Source organism: Glycomyces sp. NPDC046736 (genome assembly GCF_040645615.1).
Taxonomy (GTDB): Bacteria; Actinomycetota; Actinomycetes; order Mycobacteriales; family Micromonosporaceae; genus Glycomyces.
Genome location: NZ_JBEYYO010000007.1, coordinates 65,715 through 85,546, shown reverse-complemented (window position 1 = coordinate 85,546; position 19,832 = coordinate 65,715). Strand labels below are relative to the sequence as shown.

At 72.1% G+C, this 19,832-nt stretch carries 18 protein-coding genes; 13 read left to right on the top strand and 5 right to left on the bottom strand.

Features of this window, described 5'->3' with window-relative positions:
* Positions 1-999: 999 nt before the first annotated feature.
* Complete coding sequence (locus AB0B28_RS09445) at positions 1,000-1,953, bottom strand: thiamine-phosphate kinase (RefSeq protein WP_360118985.1); 954 nt, start codon at positions 1,951-1,953, stop codon at positions 1,000-1,002.
* Positions 1,954-2,092: 139 nt separating this feature from the next.
* Here AB0B28_RS09445 and AB0B28_RS09440 point away from each other — a divergent pair, with 139 nt between their 5' ends.
* The 3 genes from AB0B28_RS09440 to AB0B28_RS09430 are packed head-to-tail and all read left to right on the top strand — an operon-like array spanning position 2,093 to position 3,477.
* Positions 2,093-2,326 (top strand): Lrp/AsnC ligand binding domain-containing protein, encoded by a 234-nt coding sequence (locus tag AB0B28_RS09440; RefSeq protein WP_360118983.1) that lies wholly within the window; start codon positions 2,093-2,095, stop codon positions 2,324-2,326.
* A gap of 9 nt (positions 2,327-2,335) precedes the next feature.
* On the top strand, positions 2,336-2,878 hold the full coding sequence (locus AB0B28_RS09435; RefSeq protein WP_360118981.1) for a DUF3515 family protein: 543 nt from the start codon (positions 2,336-2,338) through the stop codon (positions 2,876-2,878).
* Positions 2,875-3,477 (top strand): DNA-3-methyladenine glycosylase, encoded by a 603-nt coding sequence (locus tag AB0B28_RS09430; protein WP_360118979.1) that lies wholly within the window; start codon positions 2,875-2,877, stop codon positions 3,475-3,477. The genes AB0B28_RS09435 and AB0B28_RS09430 overlap by 4 nt, the downstream gene beginning before the upstream one ends.
* 421 nt (positions 3,478-3,898) lie before the next feature.
* Here the strand turns inward: AB0B28_RS09430 and AB0B28_RS09425 are convergent, their stop codons facing one another.
* Positions 3,899-5,782, bottom strand: a complete 1,884-nt coding sequence (locus tag AB0B28_RS09425) for a glycosyl hydrolase (protein WP_360118977.1) — start codon at positions 5,780-5,782, stop codon at positions 3,899-3,901.
* A gap of 204 nt (positions 5,783-5,986) precedes the next feature.
* On the opposite strand from AB0B28_RS09425, the gene AB0B28_RS09420 reads away from it, so the two are divergent.
* Genes AB0B28_RS09420 through AB0B28_RS09395 form a run of 6 tightly spaced genes read left to right on the top strand, consistent with a single transcriptional unit; the run spans position 5,987 to position 13,370 of the window.
* Complete coding sequence (locus AB0B28_RS09420) at positions 5,987-7,648, top strand: Wzz/FepE/Etk N-terminal domain-containing protein (protein ID WP_360118975.1); 1,662 nt, start codon at positions 5,987-5,989, stop codon at positions 7,646-7,648.
* Positions 7,645-9,033: a hypothetical protein gene (locus AB0B28_RS09415; protein ID WP_360118973.1), complete on the top strand. Its 1,389-nt coding sequence runs from the start codon at positions 7,645-7,647 to the stop codon at positions 9,031-9,033. The genes AB0B28_RS09420 and AB0B28_RS09415 overlap by 4 nt, the downstream gene beginning before the upstream one ends.
* A complete protein-coding gene (locus AB0B28_RS09410) occupies positions 9,030-10,271 on the top strand; it encodes a hypothetical protein (protein WP_360118971.1) in 1,242 nt (413 codons plus the stop codon). Before AB0B28_RS09415 ends, AB0B28_RS09410 begins: the two co-directional genes overlap by 4 nt.
* 16 nt (positions 10,272-10,287) lie before the next feature.
* Positions 10,288-11,172, top strand: coding sequence for a sulfotransferase (locus tag AB0B28_RS09405; RefSeq protein WP_360118969.1), 885 nt, complete (start codon positions 10,288-10,290; stop codon positions 11,170-11,172).
* Entirely contained in the window at positions 11,160-12,614 is a 1,455-nt protein-coding gene (locus AB0B28_RS09400; protein ID WP_360118967.1) for a polysaccharide biosynthesis C-terminal domain-containing protein, read from the top strand. Before AB0B28_RS09405 ends, AB0B28_RS09400 begins: the two co-directional genes overlap by 13 nt.
* 24 nt (positions 12,615-12,638) lie before the next feature.
* Positions 12,639-13,370 carry a class I SAM-dependent methyltransferase gene (locus tag AB0B28_RS09395; protein WP_360118965.1) on the top strand — a complete coding sequence of 244 codons (732 nt, stop codon included), beginning with the start codon at positions 12,639-12,641 and terminating at the stop codon, positions 13,368-13,370.
* Positions 13,371-13,463: 93 nt separating this feature from the next.
* Here the strand turns inward: AB0B28_RS09395 and AB0B28_RS09390 are convergent, their stop codons facing one another.
* On the bottom strand, positions 13,464-14,279 hold the full coding sequence (locus AB0B28_RS09390) for a WecB/TagA/CpsF family glycosyltransferase (protein WP_360118963.1): 816 nt from the start codon (positions 14,277-14,279) through the stop codon (positions 13,464-13,466).
* Between the two features lie 107 nt (positions 14,280-14,386).
* Between AB0B28_RS09390 and AB0B28_RS09385 the strand changes: the two genes are divergently transcribed.
* The 4 genes from AB0B28_RS09385 (at position 14,387) to AB0B28_RS09370 (ending at position 17,811) form a co-directional block, all read left to right on the top strand.
* A complete protein-coding gene (locus AB0B28_RS09385) occupies positions 14,387-15,421 on the top strand; it encodes a sulfotransferase (RefSeq protein WP_360118961.1) in 1,035 nt (344 codons plus the stop codon).
* A complete protein-coding gene (locus tag AB0B28_RS09380) occupies positions 15,414-16,319 on the top strand; it encodes a glycosyltransferase family 2 protein (RefSeq protein WP_360118959.1) in 906 nt (301 codons plus the stop codon). Before AB0B28_RS09385 ends, AB0B28_RS09380 begins: the two co-directional genes overlap by 8 nt.
* 131 nt (positions 16,320-16,450) lie before the next feature.
* Positions 16,451-17,047, top strand: coding sequence for a DUF4956 domain-containing protein (locus AB0B28_RS09375; RefSeq protein WP_360118957.1), 597 nt, complete (start codon positions 16,451-16,453; stop codon positions 17,045-17,047).
* A complete protein-coding gene (locus tag AB0B28_RS09370) occupies positions 17,044-17,811 on the top strand; it encodes a polyphosphate polymerase domain-containing protein (RefSeq protein ID WP_360118955.1) in 768 nt (255 codons plus the stop codon). Before AB0B28_RS09375 ends, AB0B28_RS09370 begins: the two co-directional genes overlap by 4 nt.
* On the opposite strand, the gene AB0B28_RS09365 is transcribed toward AB0B28_RS09370, so the two are convergent.
* Together AB0B28_RS09365 and AB0B28_RS09360 are read right to left on the bottom strand one after the other, a co-directional pair.
* Positions 17,792-19,051, bottom strand: a complete 1,260-nt coding sequence (locus tag AB0B28_RS09365) for a HAMP domain-containing sensor histidine kinase (protein ID WP_360118953.1) — start codon at positions 19,049-19,051, stop codon at positions 17,792-17,794. The genes AB0B28_RS09370 and AB0B28_RS09365 overlap by 20 nt on opposite strands.
* On the bottom strand, positions 19,048-19,749 hold the full coding sequence (locus AB0B28_RS09360) for a response regulator transcription factor (protein ID WP_360118951.1): 702 nt from the start codon (positions 19,747-19,749) through the stop codon (positions 19,048-19,050). The genes AB0B28_RS09365 and AB0B28_RS09360 overlap by 4 nt, the downstream gene beginning before the upstream one ends.
* Positions 19,750-19,832 lie beyond the last annotated feature (83 nt).

Genomic DNA, 19,832 nt, shown 5'->3' with positions numbered 1-19,832 from the left:
TGCGGCGATGCGGCGATGCGGCGATGCGGCGATGCGGCGATGCGGCGATGCGGCGATGCGGCGATGCGGCGATGCGGCGATGCGGCGATGCGGCGACCAGAAGCGTGGCCGGTCGCGGCCAGCGCCGGTAGAGCAAACACGCGCGCGCCGCAGTTCGTCGCGTGATGCTCGACACGACCGCGTCGAAACCCGGGCGTTTCTGTCGTACCCGGCTGGGAGATTGGGGGCTTACCCACCCAAGGGTGGGCAAGCCCCCCACGCCGATCCGATCCGCGCGGGCGCCCGCCACGGCCAAGCCGCCGCCCGCCGCTCCTCGGCGCGCTTCCCCCGCCCGCACCGCCCCGGTCGCCCGGGCGGTCCGTTTCGCGGGCGGTTCCACGCGTTACAGCGCCGTACCTCCTCCGCCCCTACGAACTCGGCGGCATCACCCGCCGCGCCGCCCTGGCGCGGTGTTCGCGCACGCCGCAACGCGCAATCGAGGGCACACCACATCGCGCGGCGCCAGCCCTTCGCGCATGTCGCCCGTCGCCGCTCATGCGCCGGTCGGCCGCGCCCGGTTCGCGAGCCGCGTCACTCTGCCGCGCCTTATCCGCGCCCGCCGCACTCAGCGGCGTCACCCGCCGCGCCGCCCATGCGCGGTGTTCGCGCACGCCGCAACGCGCAATGCTCGATCGACGGCCCACCTCATCGCGCGGCGCCCGGCCCTCGCGCATATCGCCCGCCGCAGCTCAGAAGCGCGCCTCCCCGCCCACGCTCCGCCGGTTGCCCGCGGCCCGGTTCGCGGGCGGCATCTCGCTGCCGCGCCGCCTCCCGGCCAATCTAGGCGGCGACATCCGGCTCCGATCCGCACGGCGCCTGCCACACCTCAGCCGCCGCCCGCCGCTCCTCGGCGCGCTACGCTGGTCGCCTGCGCCCGGTTTACAAGCCGCGTCACACTGCCGCGCCTTATCCGCGCCCGCCGCGCTCAGCGACGCCGTTCAGGTCCGGTCCGTGGGCCTTTCACTTCGCCTCGGGGAAGTGGTCCCAGCCGGTTGGGCCCTTCCAGCGGGTTCCGTTCACCGTGATGCCCGTTCCCTCGCCCACCGTGCCGATGCGGCGCCAACCTTCGGGGAGGATCACGTCCGGCGCGAAGGTGGCGGCCAGGGCGTGGTCTTCTCCTCCGGTCAGCATCCAGGTTCGGGCATCGGAGCCCAGGGCCTCTGCTGCGTTTCGCATCGTTTCGGGGGTCGGGAGGGCGGCCGTGTCGACGTGGATCGCCACTCCTGAAGCCTTCGCGATGTGGCCGAGGTCGGACAGGAGGCCGTCGGACACGTCGATCATCGCGTGCACGCCCATGAGCGCCGCGTCCACTCCCGCCGCGTACGGCGGTTGCGGCCTTCGGTAGGCGCCGACCAGTGCGCCCGGAGAGCGGAAGCCGCGAGACAGGACGTTGAGCCCGGCCGCGGCCCAGCCGATCCGGCCCGCCAGCGCCAGCACGTCGCCGGGGAGCGCGCCGCCGCGCGTGACCGGGGCTCTGCCTTCGAGGTCGCCTAGCGCGGTCACGGTGATCGTGAGCTGGTCGCCCCTGGTCGTGTCGCCGCCGACGACCGCCGCGCCGACCGCGGCCGCTTCGGTCGCGAGGCCCGACGCGAGGCCTTCGAGCCATTCGGCCGGGGTGTCCTGGGGGGCGGCGACTGCGGCGAGGAGGGCGGTGGGGCGGGCGCCCATCGCGGCGATGTCGGCGAGGTTGGCGGCCGCGGCCTTGTGGCCGACGTCGGCGGCCGAGCACCAGTCGAGGCGGAAGTGGTTGCCTTCGACGAGCATGTCGGTGCAGGCGACCACGCGGGCGTCGGGCGCGGCCACGACCGCGGCGTCGTCGCCGGGGCCGAGCAGGACGGCGGGCGTGGTGTCGAAGTGCCGGGTGAAGCGTTCGATGAGGCGGAACTCGCCGACTTCGGCGACGGTCTCACTCACTGGGGCTCAATTCCTCGCACGGTTGAAGGTCGCTGGATCACTGGGTAATCTTCGCTCAACGGCGATCGGGAAGCGGTCAGGCCCGCCCGTGTCGGGTTTCGACCTCCGATCCCCTCGCTTCCTTGAGGAGGCCTGTCGCATGGTGCAGGCGTACATTCTGGTCCAGACCGAGGTCGGCATGTCCGACCAGGTCTCCAAGGCCGTGTCCGACATCGACGGCGTGATCCGCGTGGACACGGTGACCGGCCCGTATGACGTGGTCGTGCTCACCGAGGCCGCCACCGTCGACGACCTGGGGACCGCCGTGGTCGGTAGAGTCCAGCGGGTGCCGGGCATCACCCGCACCCTGACCTGTCCGATTCTCAAGATCTGAGGCGAGCCCGTGGCGAAGTCGAAGCTCCCGGCGATCGTGGCGACCGCGGTCGCGGTGCCGCTCGCGGCCGTGGCGGGTGTGCTGGTGTTCAACGCTCTGGCGCCCGCGGCGGCCGATCCTGAGCATGAGACCGCGCAGGACCTCTCGCCCGTGGCCGTCACCGTGCCCGAGTTGAGCGAGGACGACGCGGTGGTGTGCCTGGCGCTCACCGCGACCGTCCCCGACACCGCCGGGGGCCTCCAGGCCCGCCCGGTCGAGGGCGACCCGGGAGCGGCCGAGGCGGTCATGGCCTACGGCGACCCGGCCGCGGTGGCGACCTGCGGGATCGAGCCGGTCACGGTCGAGGACACCGCTGCGGTCTTCAAGCTCAACGGCGTGTGCTGGTTCTCCGATGAGGCGGGCTCGGATTGGGTCACGCTCGACCGGCAGGTGCCGGTCGGGGTGAGCTTCCCCGAGGGCCACGAGCAGCCGGTGGACGTGCTCAACGACTTGTCGACGGTGATCGCCGACAAGGTCCCGGCCGCTGAGGCCGCGCCGACCGGGTGCGCGTGAGCGAATCGCCGACAGGGCTGCTGCCGAGGGCGTTCTTCGCGCGGGACTCGGTGGAGGTCGCTCCGGACCTGTTGGGCTGCAAGGTGACCGCGAATGGCGTCACGGTGCGGGTGACGGAGGTCGAGGCATACCGCGAGGACGATCCGGCCTCGCATTCCTTCCGAGGGCCGACGAAGCGAACAGCGGTCATGTTCGGGCCCGCCGGGTTCCTCTACGTGTACTTCACCTACGGGATGCACTTCTGCGCGAACCTCGTGTGCGGCGAGAACGGCGCCGGGGCGGCGGTGCTGCTGCGGGCCGGTGAGGTCGTGAGCGGCGTCGAGACGGCGAGGAAGCGACGCGGCCCGAAGATCGCCGAGCGGGACTTGGCGCGCGGACCGGCGCGGCTCGCGCAGGCAATGGGCTGGGACCGCGACGACGACGGCCGCGACATGATCGGCGCCGTCGAAGCGAGCGGCACGCCGGTGGCGGCGCTGGCGGGACCGCGCACGGGAATCTCGAAGGCGGCCGACGTGGCCTGGCGGTTCTGGATCGCGGGCGACCGGTTCGTGTCGCCCTACAAGAGACACCCGAAGGCCCCGGCGGAAGCGGCCGAATAGCGGCAGCGCCGGGAACGCGACTCCACAGCCGATTGTGCGCCCGCCCCCTCGCGGGGCGAATGTGGCGGTCAGCGTGGACAGTCATGCGGCGTCCTGTGCGCCCGCTCCCGCGCGGGGCGAATGGCCACCGTCGAGCGGCGGCGCCGCGAGCGCCACTCCCCCGCCGAAAGTGCGCGGGGCGAACGCCCGCCTGCGGGCAGCCAGCGCCGCCTGCGAACGGCAGCGGCTCGAACGCCACTCCCCCAACGAAAGTGAGCGTGGCACCGCGCGGCGAACGCCCGACCGCGGGCGGCCAGGGCCGGTTGCGACGGCCGCGCCGGGGAGTCCTCCCGCCCTTGGGTGGGACATGTCCCCCACGCTTCCCGCCGGGTACGACAAAACGGCGGCCTCGGCCGCCGTTCTGCGTTGGAGATCACCCTCGCTATTCGAGCCGGACGTCGAAGTAAGGCGAGCGCATCAGTTCCTGGAAGGCCGCCAGCGTGTCCTCGTCGCGGTGGACCTCGGAGTTGCGGCCGCCGTTCGAATCCTTCGGGGTCTCGAAGTACACGATCGCCTTCAGGCGCGGATAGTGCGCCATCTGGTACCGCGCCGCCTGGAACACCGCGGTCTGGTGGTTCGGGTAGTCCTTCTCGTAGAACACGCCCCATTCGGCCAGCATCATCGGCTTCCCCGGATGCTCACGCGCGATCCAATGGTAGAAACCGGGCCACGAACTCGAATTCTTGGTCTGGTCCACGATCTCGCCGAAGTCCGAATGCCCATCATCGTGAAGGGACTGTCCGTACCCCGACAGGCCGATCCAGTCGACCACGTCCTCGCCCGGGTACAGCTGGTCGTGCCAGGGCTTCTCGACCCACTTCAGGTAGCCCATGTAGTTCATGACCGTGACGAGGTTGTCGACGCCCGCGTCGCGCAGACGCTCAACCACATAGCGGAACATCGCCGCATAGTCGGCCGCGCGCATTCCCGAGTCCTTCGACTGGATCACGTCGTTCTCGGGTTCATGGTGGACGGTGAAGAAGAACGGCTTGTCGAAGTTCTCCTTGATGTGCTCGGCGAGCCGATCGAGATAGGCGTCGACCTCAGGGTCGCCCGCGGCGATCTCGCCCCAGGTCGCCATCTGCGGCTTCCAGTTGATGAACAGCGTGCGCGGGCGCTCGGGGTCCTCGGTCAGCGCGATCTGGTCCTCGGTCGGGAACAGGCGGTTGTCCGCCCGCTCATAAGCGTGGTAGATCTGCTGCGTGTGGTCCACACGCGACTCGAATTCGAGGAGCTCGTTCTCCTTGTTGCGGCTCGTGTGGGCCCCGGGCGCGACGCCCACGAGCGCCCCGCACGTCGGGATCAGCTTGGCACCGGTCACGCACGTGCTCAGCCGGTCCTCGGCCTGGCCGTGCTCGGCGATCGGCGCGGGCGGCGGCAGGGTCGGGTCGGCCGCCGGGAGCACCGGGACGGCGCTCGGGTCCTCCGAGGGCACCTGGTCGGCGGGCGCGGTCGGGGCCGTGTTCGGCGTGTCGGAAGTGGACGGACTGGGTTCGGCGGACGTCGGCGCGTCGGATGTCGGCTCCTCGGAGACGGGGTCTTCGGTGGGCACCTCGGACGGGTCCTGCGTGGGCGCCGGCTGCTCCCCCGGCGCGGTCGGCGGGACCGGGTAGGTCGGCGGCGCCGGCGGTTCGGAGATCGTGCGCAGCGCCGGGCCGGTGCCGGATTCGGGGCCCTCGAACTCCAGGTAGGCGGTGCGGTTGGGCGAGGTCACGGCGAAGCCGTAGCGCCCGGGCGAGTCGATCGCGCCGGTCACGTCGAAGACCACTTCGGTGGTGGACGCGTCGACCTCCGCGCTGTCCCAGACCTGCCCGTACGGCGGGGCGGTGGCGGCGGTCAGGTCGCACAGGCAGCTCACCGGGTGGACGGAGGCGACCTCGACGGTCATGCCCTCGCTGTCGGGCGGCAGCGCGACCGGCAGCCGCAGCTCGGCGGTGTGCGCGGGACGCACTGTGGACTCGTCGACGATGAACTGGAGATGCGCGACGGCGATCCCGAGCTCTTCGGAGAATCCGACCGGAAGCACTGCCGGAGCCTCCGGAGCGGGCCCTTCGACGCCGGTCGCGACGAATGAGGCGGCCAGCGGCTCGTGGTCGACGGTCCCGTCGCCGCCCTTCCAGGCCTCGTCGACGGCGATGCCGAGGCGGTTGTCCGACCCGACCCCGTAACCGATCACGAACCCCGCCAAGACCAGCGGGAGCACCGCCAGAAGGGTCACGATGCCGCGGCCCGTCCATGTGCGACGCTGTTGCTCCGGCTCGCTCATCGTCCACCTTCCTCCGTCTAATATGACCCGGTCTCAAATGACGCGAATCATGATATTAGCGAACAAACAGGTTTCTACTCGTAACCTCTCGCAAACACAACCTCCATCGCTTTCGGCGAGGTGACGGGCGCGGCGCGCCCGTCACCTGAAGTGCTTCTGACTCGTTACTCAATCGAGATCCCGATAACGAGAAAGGCCTTCGCGTTGAGGACCCCTGCCGCCCGCACGCTCGCTGACTACGGCGTCATCGTCCGCCGCTCCTGGTGGCTCATCGTCGCCACGGTGGCCGCCGCGCTCGCGGCCGGGCTCGCCTACACCTCGCTCAGCGAGGAGGTCTACGAGTCCACCGCGTCGGTCCTGGTGCTGCCCACCGCCGGGGACACCGCGGTCCAGGGCGCGCGCACCGCCGGGCAGGTCAACCTCGACACCGAGGCCCAGCTGGTCAAGTCCACCGAGGTCGCCGAGGCCGCCGCCGAGAAGCTCGGGGCCGGGCCCGACGCCGGTCTGGTCTCGCGCGTGTCGGTCACGGTGCCGCCCAACACGGCCGTACTGGAGATCAGCTTCAGCGCGGACAGCCCCGAGGCCGCTCGCGAGGGCACGGTGGCCTTCAGCGAGGCGTACCTGGAGCACCGCCGGGCCGGGGCCACGGCCTCATTGGAGAGTGCGATCGCCTCGGCAACGGTCGAGCTCGACGCGCTCAACGCGTCGATCGCCGCCGCCGAAGACGATCTGGACCGGATGGACTCAGGCGACGGCGGCCGCGGCTCTGTGGAATCCACTCTGGACGATCTGCGCTCGCAGGCCGGTGAGATCGAGGCCGAGGTCGCCGGGCTCCAGGCCCAGCAGAGCGCCGTCACCCCCGGGCGTGTCATCAACCAGGCGTCCCTGCCGCAGCGGCCGGTCAGCCCGCAGGCCGTATTCAACCTCGCCGCCGCGCTCGGCCTCGGCCTGCCGCTGGGCCTGATGCTCGCGTGGGCCCGCCACCGCCTCGCCCGCCGGGTGGCCTACCCGACCGACCTGGTCGAACGCTGCGAGTTGGACGTGCTCGCCACCGTGCCCGCGGCCGTCAAGTTCCAACGCCGCGAGGTGTTCGGGGCCTACAGCCCCGGCGGGCGCGTGTTCTCGCAGCTGCGCAACATCGTGGCCTCCCAACTCACCGAGGACCAGCGCGTGATCGTGGTCGCCGGGGTCGTGCCCGGCCCGGCCGCGAGCGTCGTCGCCGCCAACGTGGCCACCGCGATGGCCCGCGCGGGCGACCGCGTCACCGTCGTGGCCGCCAACCCGAGCACCACCGTGGGGCTCCCCGAGCTGTTCGGCACCGAGCCGGTCCCCGGGCTGGCCGACGTGTGGGCCGGGCGGATCGACCTGGCCGTCGCGGCCCAGGCCGCGCCCCGCCAGCCGAGCCTGTCGGTGATCGGCCCCGGCGCGGCCGCGCGAGCGGCCGGGCCCACCAGCGAGGCCGCCGCCGAGACGTTCGCGAAGCTCGCCGAGGCGGGCCGCTGGGTCGTGGTCGACGCGCCGCCGCTGTCGTGCTCGGCTGACGCGCAGCTGCTCGCCGGGCACGCCGACGCGGTGATCCTGGCCGTGCAGGCCCAAAGGGACGCCATCACCGAGACCGCCGCCGCGGCCGTCAGCATGCGCCAGATCGACACCCCGCTGCTCGGCGCGGTGCTGCTGCCGAACGCGTTGGGGCCGATGAACACCGTGCCCGCGCCGGGTCAGCGCCGCGAGATCACCGGACCGCGCGTGCCTACGGCGGACGAGACGCCCACCGACTCGCTCGAAGCGGTCGAGGACGACGCGATGCGCGCCGCCACGCAGGTGCTCCCGGTCGTGGAGTCGTCCGAGGGAGCGCCGACCCGATGACCTTGCTCGCGGCCGCCCGCGCGGCCGGGCGCGGCCGCCGGGCGCCCGAGCCGAACGCGGTCCCCGAAGGCGGGTCGCTATTCTGGCTCCTCGCCGCGTATCCGCTGTGGTGGGCGCTCGGTCTCGGCGTGCTCGCGCTGCCACTGGTGGCCGCGGTGGCCGCGGTGAAGCTGGTGCGGCGGCGCTCGATCGCGGTGCCGCCCGCGTTCGGGTGGTGGCTGCTGTTCCTGGTGGCCGTCACGTTGAGCCTGGCGAACCTCGGGGTCGACCCGCCTGGGACGGTGGCCGAGACGTGGTTCGGGAACCTGCCGGGGGCCACCTACCGGCTCGGGTTCTACTGCTGCGTCACCTTGATCGCGCTGTGGGCGTACAACCTCGTGCTGGAGGGCAGGCTCGCGCGCGAGCGCCTCATCCGGCTGCTGGCGTGGCTGTTCGCGGTCACGGTGGCGGGCGGGCTGCTGGGCACGTTCTTCGGGGGCTTCGAGTACACGTCCCCTGTGGAGGCGCTGCTGCCGAAGTCGGTGGCCCAGGACGGGTTCGTGCAGTCGCTGGTGCACCCGGCGGCCGCGCAGACGATGGACTTCCTCGGGTACGAGACGCCGCGCCCGGCCGCGCCCTGGGGCTACACCAACACCTGGGGCAACAACTTCGCGATCACCGCCGTGTGGTTCGTCGTGGCCGCGTTCTGCCTCAAGACGACTGCGCGCTGGCGCGCGGCGGCCGTGGTGCTGCTGGCGGTCTCGCTGATCCCGGCCGTGTACTCGATGAACCGGGGCCTGTGGCTCGGGCTCGCGGCCGTGGCGGTGTTCGCGGCGCTGCGGCTCTTGATCTCGGGCCGGCCGGGCGGGATGCTGGCGCTGGGCGGGGCCGGTTGCGCCGCGGTGCTGCTGGTGATGCTCACGCCGCTGGGGACTGTGGTGCAGGCGCGCATGGACAACGGCCATTCGGACCAGGGGCGGGCGTTCTCCTCCGAGCGCGCGACCGAACTGGTCCTGGAGCATTCGCCGATCCTCGGGTTCGGCTCGACCCGCAAGACGCTCGGCTCGGGCGACTCGATCGCGATCGGCCCGACCCCCGAATGCCCCAGGTGCGGCGGGCGGACCCTCGGCGGGAACGGGCAGCTGTGGCAGGTCCTGTTCGCGCACGGACTGGCCGGGACGGTCACCTACCTGGGCTTCGCTCTGGCGGTGCTGTGGCGCTTCCGCTCCGACCACTCCGCGGTCGGGATCGCCGGGAGCGCGGTGGTCGGCTTCTCCCTGATCACCATGTTCTATTACAACGCCCTGGTCACGCCCCTCCTCCTCACCCTGCTCAGCTATGTGCTCCTGGCCGCCAACCGCACGACGGCCCTCGTCCACAACGGCCCAGAGACGGAGAACAGATGAGCCGAGCCCTGAAGACCGCCGACGACCTGCGCAGGCGGGCGACCTACCTCGCGGAGGTCGTCGACCAGCTCTATCCCGGTGGGGCGCAGTCAGAACCGGGACGCCCGTACATCGTGGTGCCGGGCCGCCGCAAACCCCGGGTGCTGATCCCGGCGACCGACCGCAAGGTCGCGGCCGCCGCGCTCGCCCGGTACGCGCGGCCCGCGGCCAGGGGCGCGCGCCTCAAGCGCGACGCCGCGGTATGGGCGCTGCGCCTGGGCCTGGACCGGCTGCTCCTGCCGCACCGCCTGACCACGGGAGGCGGTGAGGGCATCGACGACCACCTCGCGTCCGTCCTGGGACACGACGTGCATTTGAGTGTCCACATTGGTCCCGCGAGGGCGAACCGCAAGCCGGTGCTCCAGATCCTCGACGGCGAGGCCGAGACCGTGGCGTTCGCGAAGCTCGGCGTCAACGCCCTGACGCGAGAGCTCGTGGACGCCGAGACGGCCGCCACCAGGCGCCTGAGCGAGCTGTGCGACCTCAAGCTGCTGCGGGTCCCCAAGCTCCTGCACGCGGGCAACTGGAACGGCCACAACCTCATGGTGACCTCGGCGCTGCCCGCGTGGACCGCGCCCGCCGACCTCGGCCCCGCGCGCCGCATCGCCGGGATGCGGGAACTGGCCGAGGCCTGCGGGTCGAGCCGTGCGCCCTTGGGCGAGTCGGACTACGCGGCCCGGCTGCGGGGGCGCCTCAAGGCGCTCACCGACCGGGGCGAGACCGACGCCGACACGCTCCAGACCGCCGGGGAGACCCTCCTGGACCGGTACGCCGCCACCGAGCTGACCTTCGGTGCCTGGCACGGCGACTGGGCCCCGTGGAACACCCGCGAGACCGCCGAGGTGATCTACCTGTGGGACCTCGAACGCTTCGAGACCGGAGTGCCCTACGGCTTCGACGCCGCGCACTACCGGCTCCAGGACGACATCGTGACCAGGGGGACCGATCCGACCACGGCCGTGCTCGGGCTCGTCGCCGGAGCCCCGGCCACGTTGGCGCCCATGGGAGTCGCGCCCTCGGAGGCCGAGCCGACCGCGCTGCTGTACCTCGTGGACCTCGCCGCGCGCTACATGGGCGACCAGGCCGAACGCGCCGGAGCGGCGCTCGGGGCGCTCGGGCGCTGGCTGCTGCCGACCCTGCTGCGGCACATCGCCCGCCAGCGCTCCGCCCCGACCGAGAACGCCGGCGGCCAGTGCTGAACCTGAGGAGGAACAAGTGAGCCAGCGGAGCCTGCGCGAGCGCATCCCGGGCCGGTTGAAATCGGTCGTGGGGCACTCGTCGCGCACGTTCGGGCGGTTGACGGCGTCCTCGCGGATGCTGCCGGGCCTGTTGATCTGCGGCGGGCAGCGCTGCGGCACCACGTCGCTGTACCGGGCCCTGTCGCAGCACCCGGCGATCCTGAAGCCGGTGTTCCACAAGGGCGTCCACTACTTCGACACCAACTACGACCGGGGCCAGGCGTGGTACCGGGGGCACTTCCCGATGGAGGCGCGGGCCTCGCGGATCGCCGAGGGCACCGGGCTGGCCCCGATCGCGTTCGAGTCGAGTCCGTACTACCTGTACCACCCGCTGGCGGCCGAGCGGTTCGCGCGGGACCTGCCCGGGGTGAAGGTGATCGTGCTGGTGCGGGACCCGGTGGAGCGGGCGTGGTCGCACCACGCGCACGAGGTGGCGCGCGGGTTCGAGCCGGTGGCCGACTTCGCCGAGGCCGTGGCAGCGGAACAGGCGCGTCTGGACGGGGTCGAGGAGCGGCTGCGCAAGGACGCGAACCTGTACAGCTTCGACCATCAGCACCACGCCTACACCGCGCGGGGGCAGTACACCGATTACCTTGAGCCGCTTGCGGAGCTGGTGGGTCGGGACCGGGTGCTCGTGCTCGACTCCGGCGAGTTCTTCACCCGGCCCGAGGACGCGTTCGAGCGGGTCCTGCGGTTCCTGGGGCTGCCGTGGATGACCGAGTTCGCGTTCGCGCGGCACAACGCGCGGGGGCGGCCCTCGCCGATGTCGGACGAATTGCGGGGGCGCTTGACCGATCACTTCGAGCCGTATGACGAGCGGCTCGCGGACTGGCTTGGGGGCGTGCCGAGTTGGCGGCGCTGACCGCGGTAGCGGCCGAAGAGGAGCGCGAGGAGCTGCGCGGGACCGCGCGCGGCGGGCTCGCGAACCTGCTGGGCGCGGCGTTCTCGGGGCTCGGCGGGCTGGCCGTCACGTGGCTCGCGGCCGTGGCGCTGTCCCCGGCCGAGGCCGGGGCGTTCTTCGCGGCGATGTCGGTGTTCCTGCTGGCGGGGGCGATCTCGCGGCTGGGGACGCCCACCGGGCTCGTGTACTGGGTGGCGCGGCTGCACAAGAACGGGCGCGACGGCGCGATCGGGTCGGTGCTCCGGCTGGGCCTGTGGCCCGCGGCGATCGCCTCGATGGGGGCGGCGCTGGCGCTGCTGTTGGCCGCGCCGATGTTCGGGCAGCCGGACCTGGTGCGGCTCATCGCGGTGTTCCTGCCCGCGTCGGTCGCGATGGAAGCGCTCCTGGCGGCCACGCGCGGCTACCGGATCATGGGTCCTTCGGTGATGATCGACAAGATCGGCCGCACTGTGGCGCAGTTGATAGGGCTCGGCGCGATCGCCCTGGCGGGCACGGCGTCGGCGATGACGATCACGTTCGCGTGGGCGCTGCCGTACCTGCCCGCGGCGGCCGCCGCCGGGTGGTATCTGCTCAGGCGGCACCGGGCCTCGGGTCCGGCCGCGTTCCCCGACCGGGTCTCGGCCCGCGCGTTCTGGGGGTTCACCGCACCGAGGGCGGCCGCGGGGGTCGCCCAGCTCGGATTGCAGCGGTTGGACATCATCATGGTCGCCGCGCTCGCCGGGCTCGGCCCGGCCGCGGTGTACACGGTCGCGACCCGGTTCGTGATCGTGGGCCAGATGGCCTCGGGCGCGGTCGGGCAGGCGGTGCAGCCGAGGGCGGCCGCGGCGATGGCGGCGGGGAACCCGGGCGCGGCCCGCGAGCTCTACCAGGAGTCGACGTCGTGGATCGTGGCCGTCACCTGGCCGGTGTACCTCGCGGTGGGCCTGCTCGCCGACTGGTATCTCCAGCTGTTCGGCGGCGGGTACGCCTCCGAGGAGGCGCGGCTGGTGGTGTGGATCCTGGTGCCGGCCATGATGATCAGCTCGGCGTGCGGCGTGGTCGACTCGATGCTGTCGATGGCCGGGAAGACCTCGTGGCAGCTGATCGACGTCTCGATTTCACTCGTCGTCAACGTGGGGTTGAACCTGGCGTTGATCCCCACTATGGGTGTCGTCGGCGCGGCGATCGCGTGGTCGGCGGCCGTCCTGGTCAATAATTTGGTTCCACTCGCGCAGTTGTGGCGTGCGTTCGGCCTGCACCCGTTCGGGGCGTTGACGAGGCGGGCGCTGCTGGCGGCCGGGCTCGGATTCGGGGTCCTGCCGCTCGCGGCGTCGCCGTTCGGCCCGCAGTGGACGCTGGCCGCGCTGGCAGCCGCGGGCCTCGCGTGGGCGGTGGTGCTGCTGCGCTACCGGACCAGGATCTGACACTCCGAACTTTGAGGGGAACTCGTGGCGAGCAACTACACCGAGGTGTTCCAGGACCCGACTGCGGTGGAGAAGTACGCCGAGCGCACGTATGCGCCCGGCACGTTCTCCTCCATCGTCTCCGGCCGCCAGGCCAGTTGGCTGCGCGGCTTCGTGCCCAACGCGTTCGCGTCGCCGCCGGCGCACCACGACTTCGCGTGCGGCACCGGCAGGGTCTCGCGGATGCTGGCCGGGCTCGTGTCGGTCTCGCACGGCTACGACACGTCCGAGGCGATGCTCCAGAAGGGACGCGAGCTCGGGACTCCCGGGCATGCGCACCTGGTGCGGCCCGGGTTCGCGGTGCCCGAGACGGAGACGGGTCGGCAGGCGCTGGTGACGGCGTTCCGGTTCGTGCTCAACGTCGACCTGCACCTGCGGGACCAGCTGATGGACTTCGCGGCGATGGCGCTGCCCGACGCCGACGCGGGGCTGCTGCTGGTGGAGAACCACGGCAACGCGACCTCGCTGCGGCACCTGCGCAAGACCTTCGGGCGCCTGGACGCGAGCACGTGGTTCCAGGAGCTGTCCCACACCGAGATGCGGGAGCTGTTCGACCGGCACGGGTTCGACCTCGTCGGGATGCAGGGCTTCACGCTGTTCACGCAAGGGTGCTACCGCGCCCCGTGGGGCCTGGGGTCGAAGGCCGCCGACGCGGTGTTGGCCTCGCCGCTGTCGCGGTGGGCCACCGACGTGGTGTACATCGCGCGCAGGCGTTGAGTGTCAGCGGCGGCGTTCGCGCAGGTAGCGGCGCAATGCAGCCGCCGTCCTTCGCGCGGGAACGGGGCGGTTCAGGTGTGTCCCGAACCGCCGTCAGCGGCGGCGTTCGCGCAGGGCCGCGGCCAGGAGCCGCAGGGCCTCGGGGACGTCGTCGCGCAGGTAGCGGCGGACTAGGCGGCGCGGTTCGGAGCACATCCGGAACAGCCACTCGGTGCCGCTGCGCTGCATCCACTTCGGAGCGCGGCGGCGGTACCCGGCGATGAAGTCGATGCTCGCGCCGCACCCGAGGAACCAGGCCTTGGGGGCCTCGCGTCGCAGGCGCTCGATCACGAACTCCTGCTTGGGGAAGCCCAGGCCCACGTAGACGAGGTCGGGGGCGGCGGCCTGGACGCGTTCGACCAGCGCGTTCCAGTGCGCCTCGTCCTCGGAGAAGCCCATCGGGGGGCACCAGGCGCCCACGACCTTGAGTCCGGGGTGGCGCTCTTCGAGGACCTCGACGGCCCTTTCGGTGGGCCGGGCGGCGCTGTCGGGGGTACCGCCGAGGAGCGCGAGGCGAAGGCCCCGCTCGGCGGCGGCCTCGGCGAGGCTCCACACCAGGTCGGACCCGGCGACGCGTTCGGGCAGCGGGGTCTTGGCGAGGCCCGCGGCCCACACCAGGGGGGCGCCGTCGGCTACCACGAGCTCGGCCCGTTCGATCACGGCCCGCAGCTCGGGGCGGCGGCGCGCGGTGGCGAGGATGTCCACGTTCGGGGTGACGATGTGGCCGCCGTCTCCCGATTCGAACGCTTCGAGGACGCGACCGACCGCTTCGGACTCGGTGACGGGGTCGATGCCGATGCCGCCCAAGCGGATGCGGGGGCGCGAGGCGCCGCCGGGACGGTCCGCGCGCGCGGGGCCAAAGCGCTCCATGGGATCAGAGGCTAAGGGCCCGGGCGCGTTTTTCCGGGAATTTTCAGCGCAGGGCGTGTCCCCCACCCCCTCCCGGGTCGTTATACGGGCATCAGGGGACACCGAGGATGAGCGAGGTTGCAGTGAGCGGGAAGATCGCCGATACGGCCGAGCAGTCCGAGGACCGCGTCAAAGTGGTGTTCATCGGTGGGCTCGGGCGCAGCGGCACCACCCTCCTGGAGCGGCTGCTGGGCCAGCTCCCGGGCGTGGTCCCGCTCGGCGAGATCACCCATCTGTGGGAGCGGGACCTGGTGGGGAACGAGATGTGCGCGTGCGGCGCCACCTTCTCCCACTGCGAGTTCTGGCAACGCATCGGCGCCCGCGCGTTCGGGTCCTGGGATGAGGTGGACGTGGCCAGGCTCAACGCCTTGAAGTCCACGGTGGATCGCACCAGGCACATCCCGGCGCTCGCGTCCAAGCGGCTCGCTCCGGCGCAGCACCAGCTGGTGACCGAGTACGCCGAGTACTTCGAGAAGATCTACACCGCCGCGGCCAAGGACACCCGGGCGCAGGTGGTGGTCGACTCCTCGAAGCACGCGTCGCTCGCGTACTGCCTGCGGTGGTCGCCGCGGATCGACCTGCGGGTGCTGCACGTGGTGCGCGACTCGCGCGGGGTCGCGTACTCGTGGACCAAGCAGGTGCGGCGCCCCGAGTCCCCTACGGGCGACGAGATGACCCGCTATTCCCCCGCGAAGGCCGCGCTGCTGTGGAACGCGCAGAACGCGGCGTTCAGCCTGCTGGCGCGGCGCGGGGTGCCGGTGCGGCGGGTTCGGTACGAGCGGATCATCCAACGGCCGCGGAAGGTCATGGCCTCGCTGGCCCGGTTCTGCGGGCTCGACCTGGTCGACGCCGACTTCAACTTCATCGGGGACGGCTGGGCCGACCTGGGGCCGAGCCACTCGGCCGCGGGGAACCCGATGCGGTTCACCGTGGGGCGCATCCCGATCCGGCCCGACGAGGCCTGGACCGAGGACCTGCCCGACGGCACCCGCCGCATGGTCTCCACACTCACCCGCCCGCTCCTGGGCCGGTACGGGTACCTCGACGAGGACGCCCCGGCCGAGGAGGAACCCGCTCGCGAGGAGGTTGCCGCGCATGACTGACTGGCCTTCGGTGGGGGTCGTGATCCCCACGCACGACCGTCCGCAGCAGATGCGGGCCGCGCTGCGGTCGGTGCTGACCCAGTTCTACCCCGGCTCGATCGAGGTGGTCGTGGTCTACGACCGCGCCAAACCCGACGAGAGCATCGCGGCCGAGGGGAACCGGCCGGTGCGGGTGGTCAAGAACGACCGCACCCCCGGGCTCGCGGGGGCCCGCAACACCGGGATCACCGCGCTGGACACGGATCTGGTGGCGTTCCTCGACGACGACGACGAATGGCTCCCCGGGAAGCTCGCCGCGCAGGTCGCGGCCCTGGGCACCGAGGCCGAGCTGTGCACCACCGCGATCGAGGTCGACTACCGGGGGCGGCGCAACTCGCGCCTGGCGCAGAAGACCATGGTGCGGCACGCCGACCTGCTCAGGTCGCGGATGATGATGCTGCACTCGTCCACGTTCATCTTCCGCCGTTCGGCGCTCCTGGGCGGGCTCGGCCTCGTGGCCGAAGACGCGCCGGGCAGCCAGAACGAGGACTGGGACATGCTGCTGCGCGCCTCCAGGCGGCGGCCCATCGCGCACGTCGATGTGCCCTACGCGCTCGTCAACTGGGCCGGCTCGCACTTCGAGACCCGTTGGGACACCAAGATCTCCTCGCTGCGGTGGATCCTCGACCGCCACCCCGAGATCCACGGCAGCCCCGAGGGCGCCGCGCGCGTCTACGGCCAGATCGCGTGCTGGCACGCGGCCATCGGCGACCGCAAAGAGGCACTGCGCTGGGCCGTGCGAGCCACCAAGGCCAACCCGAGCGAACCCAGGGCGGCGGTCGCGGCAGCGGCGGCGGCGGGCATCGTCGGCGTCCCAGCGGTGATGGCGGCCCTCCACAGAAGAGGCCGCGGCATCTGACCCGCCAGGCCCGCAACGGGTCACGCCTGCGATTCACCTGCTGTCCGCCCTTTATTCACCGCTTAGCGGAGTCTTAACCTCGACGCCCATACGGTTCTCCACATGCAACCGCCGCAACCGAGGAGGACCCGTTGAGTCTCGCGCTCGCACTCGCATTGCCCCTGGACCTGTTCGCGATCACCGTGCTCGCCTACCCGATCTACTACCGTCGACACCACCGCACCGACCTGGCGCTGGCCTACGTGGCCCTGAACGTGGGGGTGTTCGCCGTCTCGGCGCTCATGCTCGCCCAGCAGGTGAGCCTCGGGCTCGCCTTCGGGCTCTTCGGGGTCCTGTCGATCCTGCGGCTGCGCTCCGACCAGATCTCGCAGCGCGACGTGGGGTACTACTTCACGGCGCTCGCGCTGGGCCTGATCAACGGGATCGGCTCGTCCCGCCCGGTGGTCATGATCGGACTGAGCGCGCTCCTGGTGCTCACCATGTTCATCGCCGACCACCCGCGCCTGGCGAACCGCTCGCGCCACCGCGTCCTCATCCTCGACACCGTCCACCGCGACGAGGCACGGCTGCGCGAGGACCTGGAACGGCGACTCGATGGCGCGGTGCGCAAGTTCGAGGTGATCGACGCCGACTACGTGCGCGAGACCATGACCGTGGACGTGCGGTTCCAGCCGCACGCCGCGACCGGCGCGAGCACCCGCACACTGCCGCTGGCGAGGACCCGATGAGCGGCCTCGACGCGTTCGCGGGGCTCGGGCTCGCCGAGGTCCTGGCCGCCGCCGACCTCCAGACCCGAGTGGACACGAAGTACCTGCTGCGCCCCGACGCGTACGCGCGGTTCCGCGAGGTGCTCGCGGCCACCGGCGCGTGGTCGTGCCTCGACATCGGCGGCAGGCGGCGCTTCGCGTACGAGTCGGTGTACTTCGACACCCCGGACCTGCTGACGTACCGGCAGCACCTGCAAGGACGGCGGCGGCGCTTCAAAGTGCGCACCCGCACCTACGCCGACTCCGGGGAGTGCGCGTTCGAGGTGAAACTCAAAGGCGCGCGGCAGAACACGGTGAAGGAACGGCTCCCGTACCGGGCCGCCGACGCGGCCAGGATCACCCCCGAGGCCGCCGCGTACCTGGCCCAGGCTCTGTGGAACGCGTACGGGACGGCAGTGCCGCCGGGGCTGGAGGCGCGGCTGCGCACCGACTACCGGCGGCACACCCTGGTGAACCCGCGCGAGGGCTCCCGGATCACCTGCGACGAGGACCTGCGGTGCGTCACCGGCTGGGGGACGGTCGCGGCGCGGCCACTGTGCCTCGTCGAGGTCAAGGCCGCCAAGCCGGGCGGCCCGGCCGACCGCCTCCTGTGGGAACTGGGCGCGCGGCCCGCGTCGGTCTCGAAGTACTGCATCGCCGTCGCGGCCCTCACCCCCGGGACGCGCGCGAACCCGTGGTCGCGAGCCATGCGCGAATGCTTCGGGATCAGCCGAGTTCGAGCCTGATGAGCGCGCCCGCACCATCAGGACCCTGGCCGAACACGAGCTGGCCGCCCGAGGCCGCGGCGGCGCGGCGGGCGATGTCGAGGCCCAGCCCCGTCGAACCGCCTTCGCTGGCGCCTCTTTGGAACACGCCGAGGCTCGGCAGGCCCGGGCCCTCGTCGATCACGTCGACCGTCGCACCGCCTTCATAGCGCGGCGTCAACCGGACCTCGAACGCGGTGCCGTCCGGGGTGTGCGCGAAGACGTTGGCGAGCAGGGAGTCCATGGCGGCGGCGAGGTCAGCGGCCGACAGTTGGACCGGCAGCGGCCCGGGCGCCAGCCGGACCCGGCACTCGCGGGCGGTGTCCTCGGCCAGCGCCGACCAGAACCCGACCCGCTCGGCGACCACCGCGGCCGCGTCGCAGGTCCCGGCCTCGGCGGGCTTGCGGGCGTCCTCGATCGCCAGGTTCACCGAGCGCTCGACCTCGCCGACGGCCTGCTCGATCGTGGCCCGCTCGGCGGGGTCGCGCAGGGCTTCGGACTCCAGGCGCAGCACCGTCAGCGGGGTGCGGAGCCGGTGGGAGAGGTCGGCGACGCGTTCGCGTTCGGCTTCGAGGAGGTCCTTGATGCGGTCGGCGAGCGTGTTGAGGGCGCGGCCGACCTCGCTCAGCTCTTCCGGACCGCTGGCCTCCGCGCGGGCCTCCAGGTCGCCTCCGGCGAGCCGGTGCGACACGGCCGAGAGGTCGCTCAGCGGCACGAGCAGCACCCGGGCCAGCCGGGCCGCGAGCAGCAGTCCGACGCCCAAGAGCGCCAATGCGATCGTGCCGAGCAGCAGCCAGGACTCGGCTACGCCGTCGGTGAGCTGCTCGTCGGTGACCAGGACGCGGATGACCGCGGTGCCCTCGGCGAGTCCGACGCCGAACAGGATCTCCCGCCCGCCGTCGGTCGCGGCGGTCAGGGACTGCCCCGTGGCGGCCAGGTCGACCGCGGCCGAGCGGGGCGCCTCGGCGCCCGAGACCGTCCCGTCGGGCCAGAACACGGTGACCGGGTGCTGCGACTCCATGTTGAGGTTCTGGAGTGTGGCCTCGACTTGGGCGACGTCGCCGCCGATGATGACCGGTGTCAGCAGTTGGCCCTCCTGCTCGGCGGTGTCGATGGCGTGCTGGGCGGCGCTGTTGCGCAGCAGGATGCCCATGGGGATCGCGAATGCCAGGAGGATCATGGTGGCCGTGGCGGCTACCAGGAGGGTCAGGCGGGCCTTCACGTCGCGCTCCCTTCGGTCGGGTCGACGAGCTTGACGCCCACGCCGCGCACGGTGTGCAGGAACCTCGGCGCCTGTGCGGTCTCCCCGAGCTTGCGCCGCAGCCAGGCCAGGTGCACGTCGACGGTCTTGTCGGCGCCGCCGAACGGGAGGTTCCACACGTCGGTGAGCAGCTGGCGCTTCGCGACCACCTCGCCGGCCCGGGCGGCGAGGTAGTGCAGCAGGTCGAATTCCTTGGGGCTCAGTTCGAGCGCGACGCCGTCGAGCCGTGCGGATCGGCCTCGCGGGTCGATGCGCAAGGGCCCCAAAGCAACCGTGGCGTCCTGCGGGGCCGCGCCGCCGCCGACGCGTCGCAGGACCGCCTGGATGCGGGCGTCGAGTTGCTTGGCGGTGAAGGGCTTGACCACGTAGTCGTCGGCTCCCGAGCCGAGGACGCGGACGATCTCGTCCTCGTCGTCGCGGGCGGTCGCCACGATCACCGGCACGTCCGAGACGCCGCGGAGCATGCGCAGCATCTGGCTCCCGTCGAGGTCGGGCAGGCCGAGGTCGAGGACGACGAGGTCGGGCCGGTGGTCGATCGCGGCGCGCAGCCCGCTCATCGCGTCGGGCGCGGAGGCGACCTGGTGGTTCAGGTCGCGCAGGGACCGCAGCAGCGCGGTGCGGACGCGCTCGTCGTCCTCGATCAAGAGCAGTTGGGCCATGGCCGGAATGCTATGCGGCCGAGGCACCGCGAATCCACCCCTGGGGCGTGGTCCGCGCAGGCTTAGAGCGGCCTTATCGCGGT

Bases quoted from the DNA above. Each gene is read 5' to 3' on its own strand.
- AB0B28_RS09440 (WP_360118983.1), top strand. From the start codon at position 2,093: ATGGTGCAGGCGTACATTCTGGTCCAGACCGAGGTCGGCATGTCCGAC.
- AB0B28_RS09425 (WP_360118977.1), bottom strand. From the start codon at position 5,782: ATGAGCGAGCCGGAGCAACAGCGTCGCACATGGACGGGCCGCGGCATC.
- AB0B28_RS09415 (WP_360118973.1), top strand. From the start codon at position 7,645: ATGACCTTGCTCGCGGCCGCCCGCGCGGCCGGGCGCGGCCGCCGGGCG.
- AB0B28_RS09410 (WP_360118971.1), top strand. From the start codon at position 9,030: ATGAGCCGAGCCCTGAAGACCGCCGACGACCTGCGCAGGCGGGCGACC.
- AB0B28_RS09390 (WP_360118963.1), bottom strand. From the start codon at position 14,279: ATGGAGCGCTTTGGCCCCGCGCGCGCGGACCGTCCCGGCGGCGCCTCG.
- AB0B28_RS09385 (WP_360118961.1), top strand. From the start codon at position 14,387: ATGAGCGAGGTTGCAGTGAGCGGGAAGATCGCCGATACGGCCGAGCAG.
- AB0B28_RS09380 (WP_360118959.1), top strand. From the start codon at position 15,414: ATGACTGACTGGCCTTCGGTGGGGGTCGTGATCCCCACGCACGACCGT.
- AB0B28_RS09370 (WP_360118955.1), top strand. From the start codon at position 17,044: ATGAGCGGCCTCGACGCGTTCGCGGGGCTCGGGCTCGCCGAGGTCCTG.
- AB0B28_RS09360 (WP_360118951.1), bottom strand. From the start codon at position 19,749: ATGGCCCAACTGCTCTTGATCGAGGACGACGAGCGCGTCCGCACCGCG.